The 25,190-nt window shown below is 72.2% G+C and carries 27 protein-coding genes and 3 pseudogenes; 17 read left to right on the top strand and 13 right to left on the bottom strand.

Annotated elements, in window-relative coordinates:
- Positions 1-16: 16 nt before the first annotated feature.
- Both QQK29_RS18360 and QQK29_RS01975 read left to right on the top strand, forming a co-directional pair.
- A pseudogene (locus tag QQK29_RS18360) lies at positions 17-337 on the top strand (alcohol dehydrogenase catalytic domain-containing protein); the annotation flags it as partial.
- Entirely contained in the window at positions 311-946 is a 636-nt protein-coding gene (locus tag QQK29_RS01975) for a zinc-binding dehydrogenase (RefSeq protein WP_431308767.1), read from the top strand. The pseudogene QQK29_RS18360 and the gene QQK29_RS01975, both read left to right, overlap by 27 nt.
- Before the next feature lie 11 nt (positions 947-957).
- On the opposite strand, the gene QQK29_RS01980 is transcribed toward QQK29_RS01975, so the two are convergent.
- The gene (locus QQK29_RS01980) at positions 958-1,905 is read right to left on the bottom strand and encodes a sugar-binding transcriptional regulator (protein ID WP_284297349.1); all 948 of its coding nucleotides are present in this window, start codon (positions 1,903-1,905) and stop codon (positions 958-960) included.
- 140 nt (positions 1,906-2,045) lie between these two features.
- On the opposite strand from QQK29_RS01980, the gene QQK29_RS01985 reads away from it, so the two are divergent.
- The 3 genes from QQK29_RS01985 to QQK29_RS01995 are packed head-to-tail and all read left to right on the top strand — an operon-like array spanning position 2,046 to position 4,536.
- On the top strand, positions 2,046-3,458 hold the full coding sequence (locus QQK29_RS01985; protein WP_284297352.1) for an FAD-dependent oxidoreductase: 1,413 nt from the start codon (positions 2,046-2,048) through the stop codon (positions 3,456-3,458).
- Positions 3,455-3,724 carry a glycerophosphodiester phosphodiesterase gene (locus QQK29_RS01990; RefSeq protein WP_284297354.1) on the top strand — a complete coding sequence of 90 codons (270 nt, stop codon included), beginning with the start codon at positions 3,455-3,457 and terminating at the stop codon, positions 3,722-3,724. Before QQK29_RS01985 ends, QQK29_RS01990 begins: the two co-directional genes overlap by 4 nt.
- Positions 3,688-4,536, top strand: coding sequence for a PI-PLC domain-containing protein (locus QQK29_RS01995; protein ID WP_284297356.1), 849 nt, complete (start codon positions 3,688-3,690; stop codon positions 4,534-4,536). The genes QQK29_RS01990 and QQK29_RS01995 overlap by 37 nt, the downstream gene beginning before the upstream one ends.
- Here QQK29_RS01995 and QQK29_RS02000 read toward each other — a convergent pair.
- Both QQK29_RS02000 and QQK29_RS02005 read right to left on the bottom strand, forming a co-directional pair.
- Complete coding sequence (locus QQK29_RS02000) at positions 4,514-5,830, bottom strand: MFS transporter (RefSeq protein WP_284297358.1); 1,317 nt, start codon at positions 5,828-5,830, stop codon at positions 4,514-4,516. The genes QQK29_RS01995 and QQK29_RS02000 overlap by 23 nt on opposite strands.
- On the bottom strand, positions 5,827-6,246 hold the full coding sequence (locus QQK29_RS02005) for a MarR family winged helix-turn-helix transcriptional regulator (protein WP_284297360.1): 420 nt from the start codon (positions 6,244-6,246) through the stop codon (positions 5,827-5,829). The genes QQK29_RS02000 and QQK29_RS02005 overlap by 4 nt, the downstream gene beginning before the upstream one ends.
- A 125-nt stretch (positions 6,247-6,371) precedes the next feature.
- Between QQK29_RS02005 and QQK29_RS02010 the strand changes: the two genes are divergently transcribed.
- The 9 genes and pseudogenes from QQK29_RS02010 to QQK29_RS02050 all read left to right on the top strand — a co-directional run bounded on the left by QQK29_RS02010 (position 6,372) and on the right by QQK29_RS02050 (position 13,567).
- A complete protein-coding gene (locus QQK29_RS02010; protein WP_284297362.1) occupies positions 6,372-6,833 on the top strand; it encodes a hypothetical protein in 462 nt (153 codons plus the stop codon).
- The gene (locus QQK29_RS02015) at positions 6,809-7,480 is read left to right on the top strand and encodes a hypothetical protein (protein ID WP_284297364.1); all 672 of its coding nucleotides are present in this window, start codon (positions 6,809-6,811) and stop codon (positions 7,478-7,480) included. The genes QQK29_RS02010 and QQK29_RS02015 overlap by 25 nt, the downstream gene beginning before the upstream one ends.
- A complete protein-coding gene (locus tag QQK29_RS02020; protein ID WP_284297366.1) occupies positions 7,477-8,193 on the top strand; it encodes a DUF4129 domain-containing protein in 717 nt (238 codons plus the stop codon). Before QQK29_RS02015 ends, QQK29_RS02020 begins: the two co-directional genes overlap by 4 nt.
- Positions 8,190-9,404 (top strand): DUF4350 domain-containing protein, encoded by a 1,215-nt coding sequence (locus QQK29_RS02025; RefSeq protein WP_284297368.1) that lies wholly within the window; start codon positions 8,190-8,192, stop codon positions 9,402-9,404. Before QQK29_RS02020 ends, QQK29_RS02025 begins: the two co-directional genes overlap by 4 nt.
- 44 nt (positions 9,405-9,448) lie before the next feature.
- Positions 9,449-10,416: pseudogene (locus QQK29_RS02030) on the top strand (AAA family ATPase).
- Positions 10,417-10,423: 7 nt separating this feature from the next.
- Positions 10,424-11,737: a DUF58 domain-containing protein gene (locus QQK29_RS02035; RefSeq protein WP_284297370.1), complete on the top strand. Its 1,314-nt coding sequence runs from the start codon at positions 10,424-10,426 to the stop codon at positions 11,735-11,737.
- A 37-nt stretch (positions 11,738-11,774) separates the two neighbouring features.
- The gene (locus QQK29_RS02040; protein WP_284297372.1) at positions 11,775-12,269 is read left to right on the top strand and encodes a hypothetical protein; all 495 of its coding nucleotides are present in this window, start codon (positions 11,775-11,777) and stop codon (positions 12,267-12,269) included.
- Positions 12,173-13,018, top strand: coding sequence for a cytochrome P450 (locus tag QQK29_RS02045; RefSeq protein WP_284297375.1), 846 nt, complete (start codon positions 12,173-12,175; stop codon positions 13,016-13,018). The genes QQK29_RS02040 and QQK29_RS02045 overlap by 97 nt, the downstream gene beginning before the upstream one ends.
- A gap of 87 nt (positions 13,019-13,105) precedes the next feature.
- Positions 13,106-13,567 (top strand): response regulator, encoded by a 462-nt coding sequence (locus QQK29_RS02050; RefSeq protein ID WP_284297377.1) that lies wholly within the window; start codon positions 13,106-13,108, stop codon positions 13,565-13,567.
- A gap of 6 nt (positions 13,568-13,573) precedes the next feature.
- On the opposite strand, the gene QQK29_RS02055 is transcribed toward QQK29_RS02050, so the two are convergent.
- From QQK29_RS02055 to QQK29_RS02080, 6 genes are all read right to left on the bottom strand, one after another.
- Complete coding sequence (locus QQK29_RS02055; protein WP_284297379.1) at positions 13,574-14,482, bottom strand: NAD-dependent epimerase/dehydratase family protein; 909 nt, start codon at positions 14,480-14,482, stop codon at positions 13,574-13,576.
- Positions 14,479-16,071, bottom strand: a complete 1,593-nt coding sequence (locus QQK29_RS02060; protein ID WP_284297381.1) for a class I adenylate-forming enzyme family protein — start codon at positions 16,069-16,071, stop codon at positions 14,479-14,481. Before QQK29_RS02060 ends, QQK29_RS02055 begins: the two co-directional genes overlap by 4 nt.
- Positions 16,072-16,270: 199 nt before the next feature.
- Positions 16,271-17,416, bottom strand: a complete 1,146-nt coding sequence (locus tag QQK29_RS02065) for a cytochrome P450 (protein WP_284297383.1) — start codon at positions 17,414-17,416, stop codon at positions 16,271-16,273.
- Positions 17,413-18,183, bottom strand: coding sequence for a glycosyltransferase family 2 protein (locus tag QQK29_RS02070; protein WP_284297386.1), 771 nt, complete (start codon positions 18,181-18,183; stop codon positions 17,413-17,415). Before QQK29_RS02070 ends, QQK29_RS02065 begins: the two co-directional genes overlap by 4 nt.
- On the bottom strand, positions 18,180-19,190 hold the full coding sequence (locus QQK29_RS02075; protein WP_284297388.1) for a 3-oxoacyl-ACP synthase III family protein: 1,011 nt from the start codon (positions 19,188-19,190) through the stop codon (positions 18,180-18,182). The genes QQK29_RS02070 and QQK29_RS02075 overlap by 4 nt, the downstream gene beginning before the upstream one ends.
- A 40-nt stretch (positions 19,191-19,230) precedes the next feature.
- Positions 19,231-19,653, bottom strand: coding sequence for a VOC family protein (locus tag QQK29_RS02080; protein ID WP_284297390.1), 423 nt, complete (start codon positions 19,651-19,653; stop codon positions 19,231-19,233).
- Positions 19,654-19,748: 95 nt separating this feature from the next.
- Here QQK29_RS02080 and QQK29_RS02085 point away from each other — a divergent pair, with 95 nt between their 5' ends.
- The 3 genes from QQK29_RS02085 to QQK29_RS02095 are packed head-to-tail and all read left to right on the top strand — an operon-like array spanning position 19,749 to position 21,336.
- On the top strand, positions 19,749-20,729 hold the full coding sequence (locus QQK29_RS02085; RefSeq protein ID WP_284297392.1) for a helix-turn-helix transcriptional regulator: 981 nt from the start codon (positions 19,749-19,751) through the stop codon (positions 20,727-20,729).
- Positions 20,726-21,055 carry a DUF1349 domain-containing protein gene (locus QQK29_RS02090; RefSeq protein WP_284297394.1) on the top strand — a complete coding sequence of 110 codons (330 nt, stop codon included), beginning with the start codon at positions 20,726-20,728 and terminating at the stop codon, positions 21,053-21,055. The genes QQK29_RS02085 and QQK29_RS02090 overlap by 4 nt, the downstream gene beginning before the upstream one ends.
- Positions 21,046-21,336: a DUF1349 domain-containing protein gene (locus tag QQK29_RS02095; RefSeq protein WP_284297396.1), complete on the top strand. Its 291-nt coding sequence runs from the start codon at positions 21,046-21,048 to the stop codon at positions 21,334-21,336. Before QQK29_RS02090 ends, QQK29_RS02095 begins: the two co-directional genes overlap by 10 nt.
- Here the strand turns inward: QQK29_RS02095 and QQK29_RS02100 are convergent, their stop codons facing one another.
- The 4 genes and pseudogenes from QQK29_RS02100 to QQK29_RS02115 all read right to left on the bottom strand — a co-directional run bounded on the left by QQK29_RS02100 (position 21,337) and on the right by QQK29_RS02115 (position 25,074).
- On the bottom strand, positions 21,337-22,122 hold the full coding sequence (locus QQK29_RS02100) for an SDR family oxidoreductase (protein ID WP_284297398.1): 786 nt from the start codon (positions 22,120-22,122) through the stop codon (positions 21,337-21,339).
- A 160-nt stretch (positions 22,123-22,282) separates the two neighbouring features.
- Positions 22,283-24,099: pseudogene (locus QQK29_RS02105) on the bottom strand (ABC-F family ATP-binding cassette domain-containing protein).
- Between the two features lie 10 nt (positions 24,100-24,109).
- Positions 24,110-24,487 carry a hypothetical protein gene (locus tag QQK29_RS02110; protein ID WP_284297400.1) on the bottom strand — a complete coding sequence of 126 codons (378 nt, stop codon included), beginning with the start codon at positions 24,485-24,487 and terminating at the stop codon, positions 24,110-24,112.
- Between the two features lie 17 nt (positions 24,488-24,504).
- Positions 24,505-25,074, bottom strand: a complete 570-nt coding sequence (locus QQK29_RS02115) for a nucleotidyltransferase domain-containing protein (RefSeq protein WP_284297401.1) — start codon at positions 25,072-25,074, stop codon at positions 24,505-24,507.
- Between the last annotated feature and the right edge of the window lie 116 nt (positions 25,075-25,190).

The raw sequence follows: 25,190 nt of genomic DNA on the forward strand, positions 1-25,190 counted from the left end.
CCCCGGTCCGCGCGAGGCCGTCGTGCAGATCGAGGCGGTGGGGGTGTGCGGTTCTGACACCGCCTACTTCACCGTCGGGCGCATCGGCGACTGGATCGTCGACGGCCCGATCATCCTCGGGCACGAGTGCGCAGGTAAGGTCATCGCGGTCGGATCCGACGTGACCCAGGTGGCGGTCGGCGACCGTGTCGCGATCGAGCCCGGAACGCCGTGCCGCGACTGTCGCGACTGCATGGCGGGCCGCTACCACCTCTGCCCCGACCTGGTGTTCTTCGCGACGCCGCCCTACGACGGCTCCCTCGTGCAGCGCATGGCGATCGATGAGCGCCAGCTGTTCCGGATGCCCGACTCGATGTCGTACGAGGAGGGCGCGCTGTGCGAGCCGCTCTCGGTCGGCATCTGGGCGTGCCGGCGAGCGGGCTTGGAGCCCGGCGACCGCGTGCTCGTCACGGGCGCCGGCCCGGTGGGTCTGCTCGCGGCGCAAGCGGCGCGCGCCTTCGGAGCCAACTCGGTGACGGTCACCGACATCGCCGACTTCCGCCTCGACATGGCGCGTGAGCTCGGCTTCGACGTGGAGCGCGTCGGCGAGGGCACGAGCCGCGACTTCGACGTGCTGCTCGAGTGCTCGGGCGCCCCGACCGCCCTCGCCGACGGATTGTGGCGGCTGCGCACCAACGGGCGCGCCGCGATGGTGGGCATGCCCAAGCAGGATGTGGCCCTCGCCCTGTCGCGCCTCAACGTCAATGAGCTCACGATCGGCCTCGTCAACCGCTACGCGCACACCTGGCCGATCGCGATCGAGCTCATCTCGAGCGGCCGCGTCGACGTGTCCTCGCTCGTGACGCACCGTTTCCCGCTCGATGAGACGGCGGATGCGATCATGCTCGCGCGCAACGTGCCCGACTCGGTCAAGGCGATCATCGCTCCCCAGCAGCGCTCCGCCTGACACCTGCGCGGTCAGGCGGACGCGTCGGCGAGGATCTCGTCGGCGACCGCCGTGCTCGTGACGATGCTCGTGATGAGCTTCCCCGCTGCGAGCGCCCGGATGACCGGGGCCCGATTGCCCGTGTAGACCACCGCGACCACCTCCGGCACGCGGCGCAGCTCGTCATACGAGATGCCGAGCACCCGCTCCGTCGCCGGCGTCGTGACCGGGGCGCCGTCACCGTCCACGACGATGCCGCAGACCTCGCCGATCGCGCCCGCGTGTGCGAGTTGCTCGCACTCGCGCGCCGTGAGCGAGTCGTAGAGCCCGGATGCGCCCGCACTCCAGCGGCCCACCGTCACGACCGCGACGTCGAGCCGCGGGTACGCCGACATCGCCCACCTGATGGTCGGGTCCTGCCGCAGATCGCGCGCCGACGCCGCGGTCGGCGTCACGAACGGCGCGTAGAAGACGCGCGAACGACCCGAGCTCTTCGCCGCGACATCCCGCACGAGCTCCACGGGTCCGATTCCGGTGACCTCGGAGGACAGCACACCGGTGAGCTGCACCACCGTGCAGTCGCCGAGCGACTCTAGCTCCTCCCCCATCGCGATGAGGGCGAGGCTCGACGAGATGCCGACCACCGAGGCGCGTCCGGCGAGCTCGGTGACCACTCGCGCGCTCAAGCGCCCCACGGCGCGGCGCACGGCATCCGGTTCGCGGCCCACGGCATCCGCCACCACGACCGCGCGTCGCAGGCCGAGCGCTCGCCGGAGTCGCTCCGATCGCTCGGGGTCGGCGGCGCTCGGCGCGATCTCGATGTGCACGAGACCGCGGCGCTTGGCCTCCTCGAGCAGTCGCGCGACCTTGAAGCGCGAGATGCCGAACTCGCGCGCGATGTCGAGCTTCGTGACGTCGTCGAGGTAGTAGCGGCGCAGGATCGCCTCGATCATCGCGTCGGTGTCGGATGCGATCGTCACCGTTGCCTCCTTGCGCATGCGCTCAGATGAGCGTTCGAACCGTGTCCTCAGCCTTGAGGCTAGTAGCTAGCGAAGGGTTGGATGGAAACCGCCACTCCCGTTTCCGCTCATCTGAGCTTCCTGCCCCGAGGAACCACCCCATGCACGAACAGCGGACCCCGACCAGCTACTCCGAACCCGCGCGCGAGGTGCCCGTCGTCGCCGACGTCGACGTGCTCGTGGTGGGCGGTGGACCCGCCGGCGTCGGAGCCGCGATCGGGGCCGCGCGCACCGGCGCATCCGTCTTCCTCGTGGAGGAGATGGGCGCGCTGGGCGGCATGTGGACGCAGGGGCTCGTGATCACCCTCGCGGGATACAACTCCTGGCTGCAGCCCGACCGCGTGCGGGTCGTCGACGGCGTGGGCGGCGAGTGGTTGCGCCGCGCGGCCGCGATGGGCGGTGCCGTCGACCACGACGGCTGGGTGCTCTCGACCGACCCCGAGAAGATGAAGCTCGTGGCCGACGAGCTGCTGGAGGAGGCCGGTGTCGACTTCCTGCTGCACGTGCTCGCCACCTACCCGATCGTCGAGGACGGCGCCGTCACCGGCTGCCTCATCGAGACCCGCGAGGGCCGCCAGGCGATCCGGGCCAAGGTCACGGTCGACGCGACCGGCAACGGCGACGTCATCGCGCGCTCGGGGGACGACTGGCTCAAGGGCGACACCCTGCAGCCGATGACCCTGCCCATGTACCTCTCGAATGTGCGCACCCTGCCGGGCGTCGATGCGGGCGAGCCCGCCCGCATCCGCTCCGGACCCGAGCCGGGTGACCTCGACCAGTACGGCATGGACGACGCGGAGGCGGCGCGCCAGGACGTCGTGATCGACCGTCAGTCGATGCGGGATGCCAAGGAGCGCGGCGAGCTCCCCGTCTTCGGCGGCCCCTGGTTCGGCGGACTCGAGAAGGACGTCGTGTGGGTCAACTCGGTGCGCGTGATCGGCGACGCCACCGACAACCGGGATCTCACGCGCGCCGAGGTGCAGGGGCGGCGGGACGCCTTCGCGATCCACGCCTACCTGCGCGACAACGTCGCGGGCTTCGAGGAATCGCGGCTGCAGCAGACGGCCCCGACCATCGGCATCCGCGAGACCCGCCGCCTCGTGGGCGTCACGACCCTCACGGGCGACGAGGTGCGCGCCGCCGCGCAGCCCGCGGACTCGATCGCCCTCGGCGCCTGGCCCATCGACGTGCACCCCGTCGACGGCCACGCCGGCTCGCACGTCATGTACGTTCCCGAGCCGTTCGGCATCCCGTATCGCGCCCTCGTGCCGGCCACGACCGACGGCCTGCTCGCCGCGGGGCGCTGCATCTCGGTGGATCGCGAGGCGCTCGGCAGCGCGCGCGTCGGCGCGACCTGTACCGCGACGGGACACGCCGCGGGCGTCGCGGCCGCCTTGAGCGCGCGCACCGGCGTGCAGCCACGTGCCGTCGACGTCGCCGAACTGCAGGCACGGTTGCGCGAGCAGGGCGCGCTGCTGACGGCCGACGAGGTGCGGCCCCGCGACGCGCGATGACGGCTCGGCGGTTCATCGCGCACCGCGGCGTGCACCTGGGCTTCACGATCGCGGGTGAGAACTCGCTCGAGGCGGTCGCCCTCGCACGGCGGGCCGGTTTCGCGTGCATCGAGACGGATGTGCGCCTCAGCTCCGACGGCGAGCTGGTCGTCATGCACGACGAGACCCTCAACCGCACCGCTGCGCTCGCCGACGGCACCCGCTCCCGGCCACGGTGCGGGTCGACGAGGTGCCCCTCGGTCGGCTGCGCAGCGAGTACCGGCTGAAGGCGCGTGACCCGGAGGCGCGCACCGGCATCCCGACGCTCGAGGAGTACCTGCGAGCCTGCGTCGAGGCGCACCTGCTGCCCTTCATCGAGCTCAAGCTCGACGGGCCCACCGAGCTCGTGCAGCGCGTGCTCGAGCTGGCCGACGACATCGTCGGGCGCGGCGGCTACGTCATGACCTCGAACGGCCGGGTCAACCGCACGATCCGCCGACTCGGCATCCACGACGTGCCGCTCATGGACATCCTGTACCAGGCACCGTCGTTCGCGGATGTCGCGGCGCTCGGCGAGGTCACGGTCGCCATCAGCGCCACCCGCTACGCCCGCGCCGAGCACCTCGGCTTCGTCGACCGGGCCCGCGGAGCCGGGCTCGCGACCGAGCTGCACGCCGACGACGTCGAGAGCTTCACGATCGCCGAGGACCATGGCGTCGACCTCATCTCGACCGATGTGCTCGCGCCCGACCTCGCGCCCGGAGCGCCCGTGCTGCTGTCGGTCGACGCGGGTGACGACGCCATCGTTCGCTCCCCGACGGCGCGCGGCTCGCGCTGCGCACTCCCCGCGGCTCGCCTTCGGCGGCATGTTCCTCGAGATCGAGCTCGAGGGCGGATGCGAGGTGCGGCTCGGGCCGCAGCGGTTCCGGCTCGCGAGTGCCGAGCCGCGGCGGTTCCGGCACCAGGTTCTCGTGTTCGACGCGACGGCGGAGGCGACCGTGACGACCGAGCCCGGCAGCCGCATCCGCTCGCTGCGCCTCACGGTCGCCGAGTACTGAGCGGCCGCGTCGTCGGCGTCACTCGGTCGTCGGAAGCGTGATGGGGCGCGTCGCGTCGAGCGAGAGCCGGAAGCGACGTTCGGCCCGGCGGTGCACGCGCCCCGTCGAGAGGTACCAGGCGATGCCGACGAGAGCCATGACGAACGCCATGGCCGCGACGAGGAAGACCGCGCCGCGCGCGCCCCAGGCGTTGGCCGCGAGGCCGATGAGCGGGGCGCCCACCGGTGCGCCGCCGGTGAAGGCGGCCATGTACATCACGAGCACACGTCCGCGCACCATCGGGTCGGTGTGCGCCTGCATGTAGGCGTTCGCGGTGCCCATGAGGGTGACGATCGTGAAGCCGCACGCCGCACCCGTGACCGCGTACGACCAGAAGTCGGGCATCGAGGCCGACAGCGCCGTCGCGAGCGCGACCAGCAGCGCGAACAGCACGATGCGTCGCATGCGCACCACCCGCATCCGGGCGAGGAAGAGCGCCCCGGTGAGCGAACCGACGGCGTAACAGGAGGTGACGAGGCCGAACGCCCACGCCGGTTGCCCGAAGCTCACCGCCATCGCCGCGGCGTAGATGGCGAACTGGGTGACGAACGCGCTCGAGATGAGCACCATGCCGAGCAACAGGAGGATGTCGGAGCGATGCCGAACGTAGCGCACCGCGGCCCGCATGCTCGCGCTCGAGGCATCGCGCAGCCGCGGCGAGAACTCGGCCCGGCGCATGGCGACGAGCGAGACGACGAGCGCGAGATAGGTGACGGTGTTGAGGATGAAGATCCAGCCCGAGCCGATCACGCCGATGAGCACGCCCGCGAGAGCCGGTCCGGTCAGGCGCGCCACGTTGAACTGCACCGAGGAGAGGCTGATCGCGTTGACGATCTTGTCGGGGCGCACGATGTCACCGATGAACGACTGCCGCAGCGGTTGATCGAAGGCCATGATGATGCCCCAGATCGCGGTGAAGACGAACATGTGCGGCAGCAGGAGCACGTCGAGCACGAGCAGAGTGCCGAGTGCGAGGGCGAGCACGCTGAACAGGCTGCTCGTGATGACGAGCATCGTGCGCCGCTCGAAACGGTCGACGACTCTGCCGACCACCGGGATGAGCACCACCCCCGGAAGGGCCTGGAACATGATCGCGACGCCCATCGCCGCGGCATCCCCGTCGGTGAGCTCGGTGAGCACGACCCAACCCATGGCGGTGGCCTGCATCCAGGCGCCCATGCTCGAGGCGAGGGCGCCGAAGAACCAGATGCGGAAGTTGCGCACCCGCAAGGAGCGGAACATGCCACCGCCCCCGATGTCGATGAGGCCCGTATCGGTGGGCTCGGTCGCGCTCATCCGCGGAGCATCTCGGCCATGAGCTCCGAGACCCGCACGAAGGCGGCCCGGTCCTCGGGCGAGAGGAGCGCGAACTCGGCGCGCATGCGGGCGTTGCGTCGATTGCGCGTCTCGTCGATGAGGGCGTGGCCCTCGTCGGTGACCTCGACGATGATGCGGCGCCCGTCGTCGGGGTCGCCCACCCGCCGCACGAGGCCGGCAGCCTCGAGGGCGTTGACCGTGCGGTTGATCGCGGGCGGCGTGACGCTCTCCATGCGGGCGAGATCGCTCGGCGTCGCCGAGCCGCCGTCATGGAGGTGGGTCAAGACGTCGAACTGCGTCTCGCTCACGACCTCGGTGATGCGCACCTCGCCGATCCGGCGCGCGAGGCGCAGCACCTCCATGCGGAACCGCTTGGCGTCTTCCTCGATCGACACGGCCCTCACGCTAGTTCATTAACCTTGTTAATGAAAATCACCGCAGGGTCTCACGGTCTCCCCGAGCGTGCCGACATGTGGAAACATGGGCCCAGGCCACGCCCGCACCGGGGGAAGGGGAACGCGTGACGGAGTTCACCGGCGCATTCCCGGCGCCCACCTGGACGCCGCCCGCCCGGGAGCCGTTCGTGCCGCTCCGCCCGCTCACCCTGGGGCAGATCCTCGCCGGCGCCTTCCGAGCGCTGCGCCACAACCCGGCCGTCACGCTCGTGCCCGCGATCGTGCTCTCGCTCGTGGCGACCGCGCTCGCCACCGTCTTCGGGCTGTTCGTGATCGACCCGCTCCTGGTGGAGAGCGGATCGGGGCTCGGCGTGGAGCTGTACGGCTGGGTCAGCGGGTTCGCACTCGGGGCGATCGGTTGGGTCGTCGCCCGCGCCCTCGTGTTCGGGGCCGGCACCCTGCAGCAGGGCGTCTCGAGCGTCGATGTCGCCCACGCGGTGGTCGGCCGCCGCCTCACACCGGGGGACTCCGCCGTCGCACCCGCGGGATCCGAGCCCCGCTCGTGGCGTGGACGGCGATCGTCGTGATCGCGGTGATCGTGGGCGGCCTGCTCGGGATCGCGTTGTACGGCCTGATGGGCCTGTCGAACCCGCTGCTGGGCGTGCTCGCGACCTTCCTCATCTACCCCGCCTTCGCGATGCTGCTGATCTGGCTCGGCACCAAGCTCGCGTTCGTGCCCTCGGTGCTCGTCGTCGAACGACTGCGGCTCGGCGCGGGTGTGCGACGCGCGTGGCGCCTCACGCGCGGGCAGTTCTGGCGCACCTTCGGCATCCGGATCCTGTGCTGGGGGATGATCTGGATCGCCACGATGCTCGTGGCGGTGCCCGTGCAACTGCTCGTCAGCTGGCTCGCGAGCATCGTGGCGGGCAACGGCGACATGGGCGACTACCTCGCGGTGACGCGCGCGGGCGACGCCGTGGCCTCGCTCATCGCCTCGGTCATCGGGGCGATCGGGCTCGTCGTGACCACCTCGACCGACGCCCTGCTCTACCTCGACGTGCGGATGCGTCGCGAGGGTCTCGACCTGACGCTCGCGCGATTCATGGAGCAGCGTCGCCCCACCACGCGCTTCGACCCGGCCGAACCCGACCCGTATCACCCGCCCGCCGAGATCCCTGCGTCGCAGCTGCGCGCGATGCCGATCGACGACACGCGGGGGTCGGGATGGGGATGACCTGGGCGACGGCCCGTGGCCCGCTCGCGGTGCCGTTCGACACGCCCCTCGACCCCGACCGCGAGGAGGCGCGACGCCTGCTGCAGGAGGAGCTCGCGAAGGCGCGCTACCAGGAGCGCGAGGCCGCCGAGACGCCGCAGTGGCTCAAGGACTTCTACGAGTGGCTGCAGGACCTCCTCAACTCGCTCGGCGGTGAGGGCACCGTGCCCGGCTGGATCGTGCTGCTCGTGATCGTCGCACTCGCGGTCGTCGTCGTCGCCTTCCTGGTGTTCGGGGTGCCGCGCCTGCGGGCGCGCAGTCGCGTGGGCGCCACGGGCGATGAGCTCTTCGAGGCCGACGACCACCGGGATGCCGCAGCGATGCGCCGGGATGCGGATGCCGCAGCCCGCGCCGGGCGCTGGGATGAGGCGATCGCGGAGCGGTTCCGCGCCATCGCCCGATCGCTGCACGAGCGCACGCTCGTCTCGACCGTGCCGGGCAGCACCGCGCACGACGTGGCTCGGCGGGCCGCGGCACCGCTGCCCGAGCACGCCGTGGCACTCGAGGTGGCGGCGCACGACTTCGACGCGGTGCGCTACCTGGGCGACCCGGGCGACCGCGCGCGCTACGAGACGCTCGCGGCCCTCGACACAGCCGTGCAGCGCACCCGTCCCGTGCTCGAACCGGTGGCGACCGCGGCCGGGGACGAGCCCTTCGCGAGGGTCGAGCCGTGACCGCGACCGCGACGAGCAGCGAGGCGAGCCCGACGACGGGCGGCGGGGCCGCCTCCGGGAACCCGCCGCGCCCACGACATCGGGTGGGCATCGTGCTGCTCTGGCTCGCGATCGTGCTCGTCGTCGTGATCGGCGGGCTCGCGGTGTGGGCCGCCGGACAGACCTCACGGTCAGGGCAGCACGATCGCTCCCCCGTCGACCCGAGCGAGACGGGCGCGATGGCCCTCGCGCAGGTGCTCGGACAGCAGGGCGTCGACGTGACCATCACGCACTCCTTCTGGGAGACCGAGGTCGCGGTGGGTGACGGGCGCGATGTGACGCTGCTCGTCGACGACGACTGGTGGGTGCTGACCGAGGAGGCCTACGCGAGCGTGCTGAACCTCTCGCAGCACCTGATCGTCGTGCAGCCCACGGATGTGGGCCTCGAGCAGCTCACCCCCGGCGTCGAGTACGCGGGCTTCGGGGGCGGCGAGCTGCCGGCCGATTGCGACCTGCCCGCCGTGCAGCGCGCCGAGTCGGTGAACGCGGGCGGCGACGCCTACACCGCGCCCGCGAGCGCCGAGCGCTGTTTCGCATCCGGCGACGACGGATACGGTCTCGTGCGCATCGAACGCGGCTCGCGGATCGTGACCCTGCTCGGCCTCGGCGAGGTGCTCGAGAACCAGTACGTGACCGACTCGGGCAACGCCGCCCTCGCGCTCGGTCTGCTCGGCGAGCAGCCGAAGCTCGTGTGGTACCAGCCCGACATGGACGATCTCGCGTTCGACGATGCCAACAGCCTCGCCTCACTGCAGGGCGCCTGGTTCGCTCCGCTCGTCGTGCTGCTGCTGCTCGTGGGCGTCGCGGCCGCCGTCTGGCGGGGGCGGCGGATGGGCGCCGTCGTCGTCGAGCAGCTGCCGGTTGAGGTGCGCTCGAGCGAGACGATGGAGGGCCGTGCGCGGCTGTACGCCCGCAGCGGGGCGCGCGACCACGCCCTCGCGATGCTGCGGAGTGCGACCCTGGCACGGCTCGCGCGCACCCTGGGCCTCGGCCGCTCGGCGACCCCCGAGGAGATCATCGGCGCGACCGCCGCGCTCACCGGGCGCGATCCGGCGGCGCTCACCGCCCTGCTGCGTTCCGAGCCCGCCTTCGACGACCGGGGATTCGTGCGGATCTCCGACGAACTGCTGCGACTCGAGCGCGAGCTCGGTCGCGCGGTGCGGCCGAGCTGACCGCCGCCGAGACCCCGCCACCCGAGACCCCGCATCAGAAGAGAATGGACGCCATGACCACCACATCCGAACTGCGCGATGCTCTCTCGCGCGTGCGCCTCGAGGTCGGAAAGGCGGTGGTGGGCCAAGACGGTGCCGTCACCGGCCTGCTCATCGCCCTGCTCGCCAACGGCCACGTGCTGCTGGAGGGCGTGCCCGGCGTCGCCAAGACGCTGCTCGTACGCACGCTCTCGCGCTCGCTGTCGCTCGAGACCCGGCGCGTGCAGTTCACCCCCGACCTCATGCCCGGCGACATCACCGGCTCGGTCGTGTACGACCCGAAGACCGGCGAGTTCGAGTTCCGTGAGGGTCCGGTGTTCACCAACATCCTGCTCGCGGACGAGATCAACCGCACGCCTCCCAAGACCCAGTCGGCGCTGCTCGAGGCGATGGAGGAGCGGCAGGTGTCGGCCGACGGCGTGACACGCGCGCTGCCCGTGCCGTTCCTCGTGGCGGCGACGCAGAACCCGATCGAGTACGAGGGCACCTACACCCTCCCCGAGGCGCAGCTCGACCGGTTCCTGTTGAAGCTCGTGCTGGACCTGCCGGCGCGGGATGCCGAGGTCGAGGTGCTCGTGCGGCACGCGTCGGGCTTCAACCCGCGCGATCTCGAGGCCGCCGGCGTCACGCCGGTGCTGGACGCGGCCACGCTGCAGGCGGCGCAGGCCGACGTGGCGCGCATGCCGGTGAGCGCGGACGTGCTCGGCTACGCGGTCGACCTCGCGCGGGGCACGCGGCAGAGCCCCTCGGTGCGCCTCGGCGTGAGCCCGCGTGGCACCACCGCCCTGCTCGCGGCGTCGCGGGCCTGGGCGTGGCTCTCGGGCGCGGCCGGGGTGACCCCGACCACATCCAGGCGATGGCGCTTCCCGTGTTGCGGCACCGTATCCAGCTGCGGCCCGAGGCGGAGCTCGAGGGCGTCGGCGCGGATGCGGTGCTGCGCGCCGTGATCCAGCAGGTTCGCGTTCCGATCTGAGCACGTGATGGCGATCTCGGGGTGGTTCGTGGCGGTGCTCGCGCTGGGCGCCGTCCCCGTCGTGCTGCTCGGCGGCTGGCCCGGGTTCTGGGTGTGGCTGGGTCTCCTGGCCGCCGGGGGCGCGCTCGACGCCCTGCTGGCCGGGTCGCCCGCGGGCTTGCGCGTGGAGCGCACGGTTCCCGCTCGGGCGCGGCTGGGCGAGCCCGTCGAGACGACGCTCACGATTCTGAACACCGGGCGGCGCACCGTGCGGGCAGTGGTGCGGGATGCCTGGCAGCCCTCGGCCGGTGCGCGACCGACGCGAGTGGCGGTTGCCGTGCCGTCGGGCGAGCGGCGGGCCGTGCGCACGATGCTCACGCCCACCCGGCGCGGCGAGCTGCGAGCGGCGGGGGTCACGGTGCGCTCGGGCGGGCCGCTCCATCTCGTCTCCCGCCAGCGCACGCTGCGGGCCCCTGCCGCGTTGCGCGTGCTGCCGCCGTTCACCTCGCGGCGCCACCTGCCCTCGCGCATCGCCCGGCTGCGCGAGCTCGACGGGCGCACGTCGCTGCTCATCCGCGGCCAGGGCACCGAGTTCGACAGCCTGCGCGAGTACGTGCGCGGCGACGACGTGCGCTCGATCGACTGGCGCGCGACGGCGAGGCGCCGGGATCCCGCGGGCGGCGGCGCGAAGCTCGTGGTGCGCACCTGGCGGCCGGAACGCGATCGGCGCATCGTGCTCGTGATCGACTCCGGGCGCACGGCCGCGGCACGCATCGCCGACGAGGTGCGCCTCGACACGGCGTTCGAGGCGAGTCTGCTGCTCGCGGCGCTCGCCACCCGCGCCGGCGACCGGGTGGACCTCGCGGTGTACGACCGCCGCGTGCGCGGGCGCGTGCAAGGCGCGACGGGTGCCCAGCTGCTGGCCCGCATGGTCGATGTGCTCGCCCCGATCGAGCCCGAGCTCATCGAACCCGATTGGCGCGCCGTGCCCGGACTCGTGCGCTCCATCACGCCGCACCGCGCGCTCGTGGTGCTGCTCACGACGATCGACGCGCCGGGCGCTGCGAAACCACTGCTCGCGATGCTGCCCGAGCTCACGCGGCGCCACACCGTGGTCGTGGCCTCGGTGACCGACCCGGATGTGCTGGCCGCGACCGCGGTGCGGGGCGCGAGCGACGAGGTGTATCGGGCAGCGGCCGCCGAGCGGGCGCTGCTGGATGCGACGCGCGTCGCTGCGGCGATCCGTCGCCTCGGCGGGGATGTGGTGACCGGTGCGCCGCAGGAGCTGCCGCCGGCGCTCGCCGACCACTACCTGGCTCTCAAGGCGGCCGGCAAGCTGTAGGCGTTCGCCTCGCACGGGCCCTCACTAGGCTGACCGCATGCCCGTCGCCGCCGAGCTCGACGCCGCCCCGCGCGAGCGCCGCATCCGACTGATCCGTGACGGGATCGGATCCGGTGCCGCCGCGCACGAGCACCGCCTGCTTCGCGCCGCACGGCCGGCGCTGCCGCTGCTCAACTGGGTCGGACAGTTCGCGCGCCCGATCATGAAGGTGCCGCGGCTCGGGTGGATCACCTCCGACCCGGTCGTCGCGCGCACCTTGCTCAACGATCCCGCTCATCTGACACTGCTCTCGGAGGGCGGCGTGGGACACCTGTGGGCGCAGATCCTGGGCGACTGGGTCTACGAGCTCTTCGACGGGCCGGGCCACCACGAGCTGCGCACCCGCAGCAAGGAGCTCTTCACCGAGCGCAGTTCCGCCGCCTTCGTCGAGCACGCATGGGGGCGCGACTGGCCGAGGCGCGCGCGGCGTTCGAGGCGGGCGAGCCGCTCGACCTCGCCGAACTGTCGCGCATCCTGGTCGGGCGGATGGTGACCCAGCTGCTCGGTCTTCCGGTCGACGCGAGCCGCGGCGACGCCGCCGACCTCGAGATCTTCGCGACGGGCGAACGGCTCGCCTCGATCGCGCTCGGCACGACCGCCGACACCGAACTGCCTCCGCACAAGATCGCGCTCGCACGCGACATCGTCGAGCAGCTCACGGCCCACATCGATGCCGTGTTCCCGGACGCGCATCCCGACACCGTCATCGGACGCTGCCGCGAGCTCGGGCTCAGCCTGCGCGAGACGAAGGGTCTCTCGACGCTGCTCATGGTGGCCGGCACCGAGACGGCCGCATCGGCCATGGCGCGCATGGCGGCGGTGCTGTACGACTCGGGCGAAGTCGACCGGCTGCTCGCGCATCCGGAACACCGCGAGGATGCCGTGCGCGAGGCCCTGCGCGTGACGAGCCCCGCACCGCTCATCGGGCGCTCGGTGCTCGCGGATGTCGAGGTCGCGGGTCGCACACTGCGTGCGGGCGAGCGCGTGATGGTGCTCACGTGGACGGCCAACAACGTCGCGGGGGCGTTCCGTATCGACCGGCCCTACCTGCCGCACAACCGTCAGCTGTGGTTCGGTGCCGGGCGGCACCTGTGCCTGGGCGGGCCGCTCGCGCGCGCGGAGCTCGCCGCGATGCTGGAGATGCTCCTCGGCGACGGGCGGGGGTTCCGCGTGGTGTCACGGCGGTATGGGCGACGGGTGCTCATCCCGGCATACGCCTCGCTCGTGGTGCAGAAGGTCTGATCCGTCCCTCCCCAGGGAGCGCGGACTGACGCGTTCCACCACTTTGCCGTCGTCGATGGCATCGGGTCCGCGATCGGGCGAGAATCGATGACATTCGGCATCCGGCGGAGTCAGAATGGCGGTGTGTACGTGTCGGTCGAGACCCTCACCACGATCATCGGGATCGTGGGCGTGCTGGCGAGCTTCGCCTCGGCGTTCGCGTGGCTCATCCGACGCATGGACGCGCGATTCGACAGCTTCGACGCGAAGTTCGGGGCCCGCATCGACGGAGTCGAGACCAAGCTCGGGGCCCGCATCGACGGAGTCGAGACCAAGCTCGAGGCCCGCATCGACGCGGTCGAGGCCCGACTCACCGAGCGGATCGACGGAATCGAGACCCGACTCACCGAGCGGATCGACGGAGTCGAGACCCGACTCACCGAGCGGATCGACGGAGTCGAGACCCAGCTGACGGCGCGCATGACCGCAGTCGAACGCGAACTCGTCGAGGTGAAGATCGCGATCGCCCGACTCGAAGGCCCGCCCCCGCGCCTCGTGCCCGTTCGCTGACGGTGCTCACCAGTGCTCGGCGCCCTCGAGGTCGGTCGAGCCGGGTTCGAAGCCGAGCCGCTCACGGGCCGCCGTGACATCGAGCGTGCGCTCGAGCCCGAGCTGACTCACCGCGTAGCGCGTCACCCGCGGGCGTCGGCGCCGGACGTGCGCCGCGGCCTCCGCGACGGCGGCGGCGCGAAGGGCGGCGGCGTAGGGCATCCGCACCAGACGCGCACGCACCTTACGCCGTGCGAGGAACTCCTCGATGACCTCGGCGAGCACGACCGGCTCGGCGTCGGCGATGTTGTAGACGCCCTGGGGCCCGGTGAGGCCGAGCCGCACGGCGTCGACGAGGTGGTCGATGTGGGTGAGCGAGTGCGGCACCCGCGCACCCTCGGGCAGCACGAGGCGGCCGTGCCGCACAGCGGCGAGCACGCGCGGCAAGAGCGTCGTGTCGCCGGGGCCGTAGACGGCGTGCGGACGCAGGATGACGGCATCCGACCCCATCACCTCGAGCTCGGCGAAGGTCTTCGACTCGGCGTAGCTCGAGAGGAACCGCGTCGCGGGCGCCGCACCCTCGGTGGCCTGCACGGTCGGGATGAAGGCGTCGTACACCGACGACGTCGACAGGTGCACGATGCGGGCGCCGCGGAAGCTCGCCACGACGTTGCGTGTGCCGGTGCGGTTGGCGCGCATCGCCTCGGGCAGTGGGGCCCAATCGTCGGCGAGGGCCGCGCAGTGCACGACGGCGTCGAAGTCGCGGTCGCCGAGCAGCGGGCCCGAGGTGATGTCCCACACCCGATAGCGGGCCAGCGGATGCGACCAGCCGCGCCGCCGCCGGCCGAATCCCGTCACGTCGTGGTTGGCATCGGCGAGCGCGGTGGCGACGGCACCGCCGATGAAGCCCGACGCACCCGTGACGGCGATCCTCACGGCGTCGCCTCCCCGGACGAGGTCGCGTCGGCGAAGCGCGCGAGCGACGCGGCGAGCGCGGCGCGGTCGAGCTTGCGTCCGCGCCCGGCGCGCGGCAGCTCGGGCACCACGACGACCGCGCCGGGCAGCACACCGGCATCCACCAGGCCCGGCAGACGCCGGGCGACCTCGGCTGCGAGCGCGTGCTGGATGGTCGGCGCCTCAGGCACCGCGTCGGCCGGCACCACCGCGACGACGATGCGATCGTCGCCGATCGCATCCGGAATCCCCGCCATCGCGGCATCGGCCACGCCCGGCAGCCCCGCGATGAGCGGCTCGTAGAGCCCCGGGTAGACGTTCTGGGTGCCGCGGATGAACATGTCCTTGGCGCGTCCGCGCAGCACGAGCGCGTCGCCCTCGATCACGGCGAGGTCGCCCGTGCGCAGTTCGGAGAGCGGATGCGCGGGCAGCTCGGCGAGGTACCCGCGTGCGAGTCCGGGGCCTGCGAGCACGAGTTCGCCCTCGTCGATGCGGGCGTTGACGCTCGGCACGAGCCGGCCCACGGGGTCGCCGTCGACGCCCGACTCCGCGAGGCGGAGCTTCTCGGCCCCGTCGGCGATCGCCACCGGCAGGATCTCGGTCATGCCGTACACCGTACGGATGCGCACCTCGGGCAGGCGGGCGAACACGCGTCGCAGCAGCGGCGGCAGCACGGGGGCGCCGCCCAGCACGATCGTCTCGAGACGCCGGGCGAGCCGGGCGGTGAGCTCGGGGCGCGAATCCAGCACACGCAGGATCGCGTCGAGCGTCGCGGGGCTCGCGAACAGCAGCTCGGCCTCGCCGAGGTGCCCGAGGTACGCCCCGGGTCGGGCACCGGGGTCGAGGCCCGGTGCGGGCATCGTCCAGTGGGCGCCGCCGATGAGGGCGGGCACTCCCACCATGAGCTGATCCGTGAGCACCCGCAGCCCCGCCCGGATGCCGACGCCGTCGGCGAAATCGGTGAGCCCCGCGCCGAGCGAACCGCGCGTGTGCACGACGGCCTTCGGCGCATCGGTCGTGCCCGAGGTGAACACCACGAGTGCGGCATCGTCGGCATGGCCCGTCACGATGCCGTCGGCGTCTCCCGCGGCCAGGCGCGCGAGCGCGAGGGCACGGGCCGGCACGCCGGGAAGCCACCCGCCCGCGCGGATGTGCCGCGCATCCGGAACCAGACGGGCGTACGGCGCGAGCTCGAGCCCCCGCCGTCGGGCGAGGCCGCGCAGCGGCCCGCTCGAGGCGAGGTAGAGCAGCGACTCGGCCGCCACCCACCGCGGGGCGGCGAGCTGGGCGCGGGCGCGGAAGAGCGCCTCACCGGCACCCGGGTCGGCGAACACCACCGTGCCGCCTGCCCCGACGATGCCGAGCGCGAGCGCCACGGCATCCGGTCCCGGGCGCACCGAGAACAGCACCCGGTCACCGGGCGCGAGCCCCTCGGCGCGCAGGCCCGCGGCGATCGCCCGGATGCGGCGGGCCAGCTCGCGGTAGCTCCAGGTGCGCCCGCGCGCCGTGAGCGCCGCAGCATCGGGCGTGCGGTCGGCCGCGGCGAGCACGGCGTGCACGAGGTCGCTCATGCGGCGCGCCCCTCCGCGCTTCCCACATCAAGGAACCGAGCGGCCCGAATCAAGGAACCTCTGTGACGGGAGTCGACTGATGGGGCGGGTGAGGCATCCGGAAGCGTCGAGTTCCTTGATGTGGGATGCTGCGTTCCTTGATTCGGGATGAGAGCAGCAGCAGCAGTCGCGGCGAGCACGACGGCGTGCACGAGGTCGCTCATGCGGCCACCTCGAGCTCGGCGTAGGAGGGGATGAGCACCCCGCGCGCGGCTCGGCGGCGGGTGATCGAAAGCCCCGGATGCACGAGCAGCGCGTCGAGCGCCAGCCGGATCTGCGCCATCGCGAGCGGGGCACCGAGGCAGTAGTGCGCGCCCGCGCCGAACCACAGCTGCTTGAGGGATGCCGCCGGGTTCGCGTCCGGATCGAAGACGCCGAGCGCCGTGTCGGCCCAGTAGGTGCCGAGGATGATGCGGTCGCCCGGGCGCACCGCGACCGGCCCGATGCGGGTCGGCGCTGTCACCGCACGCAGCATGACGGGCGACGGCGTCGTGACCCGGAGCGCCTCCGCGATCGCCGCATCCGTACCCGACGGGTCGGCAGCCAGGCGCGCGTGCCAACCCGAGTCGACGAGCAGTGCGACGAGCCGCGGCAGGTACGACACGATCGTCTCGGTGCCTGTGAGCACGAACGCGCCGACCGCGCCGAGTGCCTCGGGCTCGGACAGGCCGAGGGCGCGCATGCGTCCGGGCACGGTCGAGTCGTCGCCCGCGTACGCGCGCGATGCGTGCGCGCCCAGTTCGCCGAGGATGCCCCGCGCGGCCACGAGCTGACGCGGGCCGAGCCGCGGGCGGGCGAGCGTGACGTAGCCGGTGACGCTCGAGACCCGTGCGAACATCCGATCGTCGAAGGCGCTCTCGTCGAGGCCGACCAGCCGCGAGATCACCCGGCCAGCCCCGCGCCGCGCGTGGGTGACGAGGTCGACCCGGTCTCCGGATGCGAGGGCCGCCGCGAGCGCGTCGGTCGCCGCCCCGAGGCTCTCGGCCACGAACCCGTCGACGAACGCGGGCGAGAACAGCGGTGCGAGCTGGCGACGCAGCGCGTGGTGCTCGACACCCTCCATGTTGAGCAGCACGCGCGGGCCGAGCACGGGCGTCCAGAGGTCGCTCGGGGCACCGGGGCCGTTCTTCGTGAAGTGCTCGGAATCCATGAGCACGGCGCGCAGCAAGCCGGCGTCTTTCACCACGACGCCGAGGCCGGGCACCCGCCGCACAGCGCCGGGGATCGCCGAGACGAGCGGGAACGCAACGGGATGCGCCGCCCGCACGACGGCGCGGTCGGCTCGCGTTGCGCGCTCGGCGGTCATCGGATATCGACCACGTCGGGCTTGTACGCGTGGTCCTTGTACCAGAGCAGGGTGCGGCGCAGCCCCCACGCGCGCACGCGCCGGCTCGACCCGTAGACCACGACATCCGATCGTCGTGCGTAGTCGCGTGTGATGCGGCGCACGGCGTTCACGAGCGCGCGGTCTTCGTGCAGCTCTTCGATCGCGGTGCGCGGGAAGCCGCCGGCGGCGAGGTAGAGCTCGGCCGTGATGCCGACGTTGCACCCAGCTGCCATCAGGTACGGGCCGAGGTACCCCTCGCCGCGGTTACCGGGACGGATGCGCCCGAACGCCGAGGCTACGTGCACGGCACCACGCAGGGTCGCCCGAGTCGCCCAGCCGACGCCCTCGTCGCGCCGTGCCATGAGCTCTCCGCCGACGAGGCGCAGTCCCAGGCCGCCCTCATCGCGCGGGGTGAGGGCGCGGCGCACGGACGCGGTCCAGTCCTCGCGCGGCAGGCAGTCGGCGTCGGTGCGGGCGAGCAGCGTCGCGCCGGCGGCGATCGCCGCGCGCATGCCGGTGTCGGCGGCAGCGCCCGTGCCCTTCTGCGGCTCGTCGACGATGTGCCAGTCGGTCAGCCCGCGCTCCTGCGCGAACCCGCGGATGGTGTCGGCCGAGCCGTCGGTCGAGCCGTTGTCGACGAACCACACCGCGAAGTCGGCGTCGCGTTGGGCGGCAAGCGCGCGCAGGGTCGGTGTGATGCCCGCCGCTTCCTGGTAGACGGGCACGACGACGGCGAGGCGCGTCACCAGACCACCTCGACGAGTCCGAGCGAGATGCCGCCGGCCAGACCGATGAGCAGCGCACGCGAGCCCGCGTGCAGCATCCCGCGCTCACGAGCGAGCTTCAGCTGCAGGGGCAAGGTGACCGAGGCGAGGTTGCCGTGCTCGGCCACCGTGATGACCGTGCGGTCGTCGGGCACCCCGAGCCGCTCGAAGATCGGCGGCAGGTAGGGCAGCGCCACCTGGTGGATGGCGACGAGGTCGAAGTCGCTCCAGCTGAGCCCGCGATCATGCAGCAGCCCGAGCACCGGCTCGGGACCGAGCTCCAGGAACGCCTGCTGCAGGCCGTGACCGTCCATGTCGAAGTACTCCGCGTCGAGGTCGCGGGTGCGCATCGTGCCGCCGCCGGGCAGGGTGCCGACGCCCCAGTGGCGCGAGACCGCGAGGAACCGCGTCGACCGGATGCCGACATCCGCGTCGTCGGACGCCTCCAGCACGAGGGCCGCGCCGCCGTCGCTCATCGTGTACCCGGGGAAGCTGCGCAGGAACTGCGCGTGCGAGTCCACGTCCCAGCGCACGGCGGCGGTCGGCGCCTCGCCACTCGCGATGAGCACGCGCCGGTACTGCCCGGTGCGGATGAAGACGTCGGCGACCTGCATCGCGTTGACGACCGAGTTGCAGGCGTTCTTGATGTCCATGACCGGCGCGTCGACGCCGAGCTTGGCCGCAACGATGTGGCTCGTGGCCGGCTCGATGAGGTCTTGGCTTGCCGAGGCGAAGAGCACGAGCTCGACGTCGCCCGGCGACTCGGCGAGCGCCTCGCGAGCCGCGGCCACGGCGAGGTCGGAGGCGTCCCATCCCTCGGGGCGCACGTGCACCGTCTCGACGCCTGTCATGCGCCGGATGAGCCCCGTCGGCAGCCGCACGTCGCGGTTGCGACGTCGCAGGTCCGCCTCGGTCTCAGCGGTCGTGCGCACCCGATCCGGTAGGTGGATGCCGAGCCCCGCGACACGGGCGGAGGCGGGTGAGGGCACGGATGCGAGCCTACCGAGCGCGCATGCCGCACCCGCACACTCAGCCCCGCCAGGGCACCTCGAGGTCGAGCACCCAGGTGACGCCGAAGCGGTCCTTCAGCATCCCGTAGAGCGGCGACCAGCCGGCCGGAGCGAGCGGCACGACGACCGCGGCCCCCTCGGCGAGCTTCTCCCAGTAGCCGGCGAGTTCGTCGGGGTCGGTGCCGCGCACCGACACGAAGAGCGGGATGACGCCGGGCTCCCACGCGGTGTGGCCGGGAACGTCGTAGGCCATGACGCGGAAGCCGGCCTCGGAGGCCACCTGCCCCCACATGATCTGCTCGGCCTCCGCCGGGTCGGTGACGGCTCCCGCGTCGACGTAGCGCACGAGCGCCAGTTGCCCGCCGAAGACGGACTGGTAGAACTCGAGACCGGCGCGCGCGTCTCCGCGGAAGTTGAGGTGGGGCGTGGTGGCGATGGTCATCGCGATCTCCTTCTGGTGTGATGCCGATCTGGCATGCCCCACTCTTCGCGCAATACAGGTCAGTTCCCGGCCTCTTCTCGACGTACCCTCGGAACATGGCCGACACGACCTCGCGCATGCTGCGCCTGCTCTCGCTGCTGCAGGCGCGTCGCGACTGGCCGGGCGAGCTGCTCGCCGAGCGGCTCGAGGTGAGCGTGCGCACGGTGCGTCGCGATGTCGACCGCTTGCGCGAACTCGGCTACCGCGTGCAGGCCATGAAGGGACCGGATGGCGGCTACCGCTTGGATGCGGGAGCGGAGCTGCCGCCCTTGCTGTTCGACGACGAGCAGGCCGTCGCCGTCGCGATCGCCCTGCAGACGGCCGCCGCATCCGGTGCCGACATCGGCGAGGCGGCCGAGCGCGCCCTCGCGACGGTGCGGCAGGTCATGCCGTCGCCCGTGCGCCATCGGGTGGACGGTGTGGTCGCCAGCTCACCCGCGGCGGTCGCGCCCGTGGATCCCGCGCGGCTGCTGGCCGTGAGCGGGGCCATCCGGGCGCGCGAGGTACTCCGCTTCGACTACGGCGAGACTGCCGACACGGCTCCGCGTCGCACGGAGGCACACCACCTCGTCGCGCGCAGCGGGCGCTGGTACCTCATCGGCTGGGACCTCGACCGCGACGACTGGCGCGTCTACCGCGTCGACCGGATGCTGCCCCGCTCGGCGCGCGGAGCTCGCTTCACGCCGCGCGAGCTGCCCGGCCACGATCCCCATACCTTCCTGACGGCACGCTTCCGCGGTGCGGTCGCGGGTGACGCGTGGCCGTGTCGGGGTTCGGTCGTGCTCGCCCTGCCGATCGAGGCCGTGTTGCCGTTCGCGGCGGACGCCGTCGTCGAAGCGGTGGATGCGCAACGCACCCGCGTCAGCGCCGGGTCGTGGTCGTGGACCGCGCTCGCGGCGTCGTTCCTGCGCTTCGACGCCGAGGTCACCGGTGCCGAACCGCCCGCCCTCGCGGCTGCCTTCACGACGCTCGCCGAGCGCGCAGGCCGCATCCGCGTCGGGCAGACTGACACGAGCGACCGAAGGAGGAGCCCGTGACCATCGCCCACGACGCCGTACCGTTTACGCTGAGCCCGACCCGTGAGCTCGAGTGGATCAGCGGCCCCACGTCGCTCGCGGCCACGGCACCCGCGCGCACCGACATCTTCATCGACCCGGCCGCACGCCACGAGGGCGAGGGTGTCGTGCTCAACGCGCCTGCCCTGCTCGGCACGCCGCCCGAGGGCGACTACCAGCTCGCGGCGCACGTGACGGTCGACTTCGCCGCAACCGCCGATGCGGGCGTGCTGCTGCTGTGGGCCGACGACACCAACTGGGCGAAGCTGTGCTTCGAGTACTCCCCGATGGCCGCCCGATGCTCGTGACGGTCGTCTGCCGCGGCGTCGCTGACGATGCCAACTCGTTCACCATCGAAGGCGACCGGGCATGGATGCGGGTGTCGCGCGTCGGACAGGCCTACGCGTTCCACGGCTCGACCGACGGGTCGCACTGGGAGCTGCTGCGCGTGTTCCGGCTCGATGTGCCGCTGGCGGATGTGCGCGTGGGCTTCGAGGTGCAGTCTCCGCACGGTGACGGATGCGCGGTGCGCTTCGACGACATCCGCTTCGCCTCGACGACCCTCGCCGAACTGCGCGACGGCTCCTGATCAGGCGGTCGTGCCGAACACGTGGGGGCCGCGGAGGGCGACGTCCGCACCGCCGTCGACGTAGACCGTCTGGCCGGCCATGTGGGTGTTCTCCTCGCTCGCGAGCCACGCGAGCGCCCGGGCGATCACGATCGGCTCCGCGGGCCCGCCGAGCGGCATCGGCACCACGTGAGCCATCTGGTCGCGAGACTCGGCGGTCTGCATGAGCGGCGCCGTCATGGGCGTCAGGATGATGCCGGGGCCAACGGCGTTGAGCGGGATCCCGGCGCCCGCCCACTGCTCGGCGATCGACTGGGTGCGCACCCATTCGGAGAGCGCCCGCTTGGTCGACGCGTAGATGAGACCGCCGGACTCCCCGCCGGCGAGCACGTCGGCGCGCGCGACGGCGGCATCCTCGTTCCCGGACGCGAGCAGCGCGACGAGTTCGTCGTCGACGGGCATGAACGACGCCATCGACGAGACCACGACCGCGCGCGGCGCCTCCGACCCGGCCAGCAGCGGGCGCAGGTTCTCGAGTGTCGCGAGAGTACCGAAGTAGTTGACCCGAACCGTGAGCGAGGTCGGCAGGGCGACGCCAGCCACCGCCACGATCGCGTCGAGGCCGTCCGGGGCTTTCGCACGCACGGCATCCGCGAGCCCGGCACGGCCCTCGGCGGTGGCGAGGTCGGCGTCGATGTCGGTGCCGTGCAGGTCGAGCCCGATGACGCGGTGGCCGCGCTCCTCGAGCAGCTCCTGGGTGGCCTTGCCGATTCCGGATGCCGCTCCGGTGACGAGGTACGTGCGCATGGTCCCGATCCCTTCCGGCGACGTGTGCTCGTCGCTTGGCCTCAGGCTAGGGCCGCACGAGCGCGGCGCGCGAGGGACTTCGGTCCCGTGTCCCTCTGCCGCGGTTTCGGCGCTCTGCCGTTGGCGCGGTGAGCGCGGAGCGCCGAAACCGCCGCGGGACTCAGCCCTCGAGGGCCTCGCCGAGCGCGAGCCAGCGGTTCTCGAGCGCGGCCGACTCGGCCTCGAGCTCGGCCAGCTCGGCCTGCAGGCGCTGCAGCAGCGCGTAGTCGCTCTGGTCGGCGGATGCGAACGCGTCATGCTGCGCCGTGATCGCGTCGGCGAGCTTCGCCATGCGCCGTTCCACGGATGCGAGCTCCTTCTCGGCGGTGCGGCGCTCGGCTCCCGTGAGGGCGGCGTCGACCACCGGCGCGGGCTGAGGCGTCGAATGGGGTCGCGCCGTGGGCTCGCCCCCGACACGACGTGACGCCGCAACCTCAGGTACTCGTCGACCCCGCCCGGGAGGTGCCGCATGCCGCCGCCCATCACGGCGTACTGCTGGTCGGTGACGCGCTCGATGAGGTAGCGATCGTGCGACACGACGAGCAGGGTGCCGGGCCAGGAGTCGAGCAGGTCCTCCATGGCGGCGAGCATGTCGGTGTCGAGGTCGTTGGTGGGCTCGTCGAGGATCAGCACGTTGGGCTCGTCGAGCAGGATGAGCAGCAGCTGCAGGCGCCGCTTCTGCCCGCCCGAGAGGTCGCGCACGGGCGTGGAGAGCTGTGCATTCGAGAAGCCGAGCCGCTCGAGCAGCTGGCCGGGCGTCAGTTCGGCACCGCTGCCCACGCGGTAGCTCGCGCGCTGGCGCCCCACGACATCCGCGACCCGGTCGTCGGCGATCTCGTCGAGTTCGGAGAGGCGCTGATCGAGCACGGCGATGCGCACCGTCTTGCCCGTCTTGACGCGCCCCGCCGTCGGCGCGACGGTTCCTGCCACGAGTCCCAGCAGCGTCGACTTGCCTGCGCCGTTGACGCCCAGGATGCCGGTGCGCTCGCCCGGGGCGATGCGCCACGTGATGTCGCGCAGCACCTCGCGCTCGCCGCCCGCACCATCCGGGAACGTGACCGCGACATCCAGCAGGTCCACGACATCCTTGCCGAGGCGTGAGGTCGCGAGCTGCTCGAGCGCGACGCGGTCACGCACGGGCGGCACATCGGAGATGAGCGCGTTGGCGGCGTCGATGCGGAACTTCGGTTTCGAGGTGCGCGCAGGTGCCCCGCGGCGCAGCCAGGCGAGTTCCTTGCGCATGAGGTTCTGGCGCTTCGCCTCGGATGCCGCCGCCATCCGGTCGCGCTCGACGCGTTGCAGCACATACGCCGCGTAGCCGCCCTCGAACGGCTCCACGATGCCGTCATGCACCTCCCAGGTGTCGGTCGAAACCTCGTCGAGGAACCAGCGGTCGTGGGTGACGACCACGAGTCCGCCCTGGTTCTTCGACCAGCGCGTCTTCAGGTGCTCGGCGAGCCACGCCACGCCCTCGACATCCAAGTGGTTGGTGGGCTCGTCGAGGAACACGACATCCCATTCGCGGCTGAGCAGCGCCGCGAGCGCCACGCGGCGCCGCTGACCGCCCGAGAGCTCGCCGATCCGCGCCTCGAACGGCAGGTCGCCGAGCAGCCCGTGCACGACATCCCGCACCTTCGCGTCACCCGCCCACTCGTGCTCGGCGCGGTCGCCGACCACGGCATGGTGGATGGTCTCATCTTCGGGCAGCCGGTCGGCCTGGTCGAGCATGCCGATGCGGGTGCCGCCGCGCACCGTGACGCGCCCCGAGTCGGGCTGCTGCCGGCCTGCGAGGATACGCAGCAGCGTCGACTTGCCGTCGCCGTTGCGTCCGACCACGCCGATGCGATCGCCCTCGTCGAGCCCGACCGTGAGGCGCACGAAGACGTCTTTCGTGGGGAAGGAGAGCGAGATGCCTTCGGCGCCGAGCAGGTGTGCCATCGCTTCGAGCCTAGGCGCGGGTGCTTCGTCGTGCGGCCTCCACGAGCCGGGTCGCCGCGGCCCTCGCACTCTCGATCCGCGACGCAGAGACGCCGGCACCGCCGTACGGCCACTCGGTCTTCCTGCTCAGCAGGCGTTGGAGCGACGCGACCAGCGCCGGGTCCGCGCGCTTCATTACTGCGAGCGCGTCGGCATGATTCTCGCCCTGGGCGTACTCCCCGAGCCGCGCGCCGCAGATCGCATCCGACGCCGCGACGCCCGCGAGCACGTAAAGCGAGACGATGCTGTTCCCGTCCCCATCGAGATCGCGCAAGTCCTCGGCGGATTGCCAGAACTCGATGGCGCGTGTGCGGCGTTCACGTGTGATCTCAGCCGTTGCGCGGAGCACGCGGCCCGGTCGGGGGCTCATGTGTGTTGGCCCGCCACCGCGCGGGAGATCACAGCCGGGTCACCGAAGAAGGTGAGTCCCTCACGCGCGACGGACTCGAGCAGCGGACGATGCGCGGTGGAACGCAGATCCTCCTCATCCAGATCTACGATCCGCGCGTCGTTGCCCGTCCAGAGACTGGCTCGCGTGGTGAGTTCAGCTGCGGCGGACTCCCATTCATCGTCGCCCGTTCCCGTGCGTCGAACGAGCAGTAGATCGAGGTCGCTGTCCAGGCGCATGTCGCCGCGCGCCGCCGAGCCGAACAACACGCCCAGTAGCGGCGGCTCGGTCCACGCCTCGACAGCGGAACCGAGTCGGACGAGGAGGAGCCGGCGCGCGTCGGCGATCTCGCGAAGCGCGTCCGCGAGCAGATGTTCGTCGTTGAGCGCGTAGCTGCGCGTGCGTCCGATCTCGCGCGTCACCACGATGCCCTGCTCGGCGAGCCGCTCGACGACCTTCCGGATACCGTTGTGCGACCGGCTCGGGATGAGCGCGTTCAACTGGCCGACGGTGTACTCGGAACGACTCGCCGCGAGCACGGCGAGCACATCGCCGTCGGTCGTGGGCGTGACCACCCCAAAGGGGAACTGAAATCGCACGACACTATTGTGCCTCAAATTGAACAATAGTGCTATCAATATCACTATTGTGCAGTTCCGCGACT

Source organism: Homoserinibacter gongjuensis, from assembly GCF_030161875.1.
Taxonomy (GTDB): Bacteria; Actinomycetota; Actinomycetes; order Actinomycetales; family Microbacteriaceae; genus Homoserinibacter; species Homoserinibacter gongjuensis.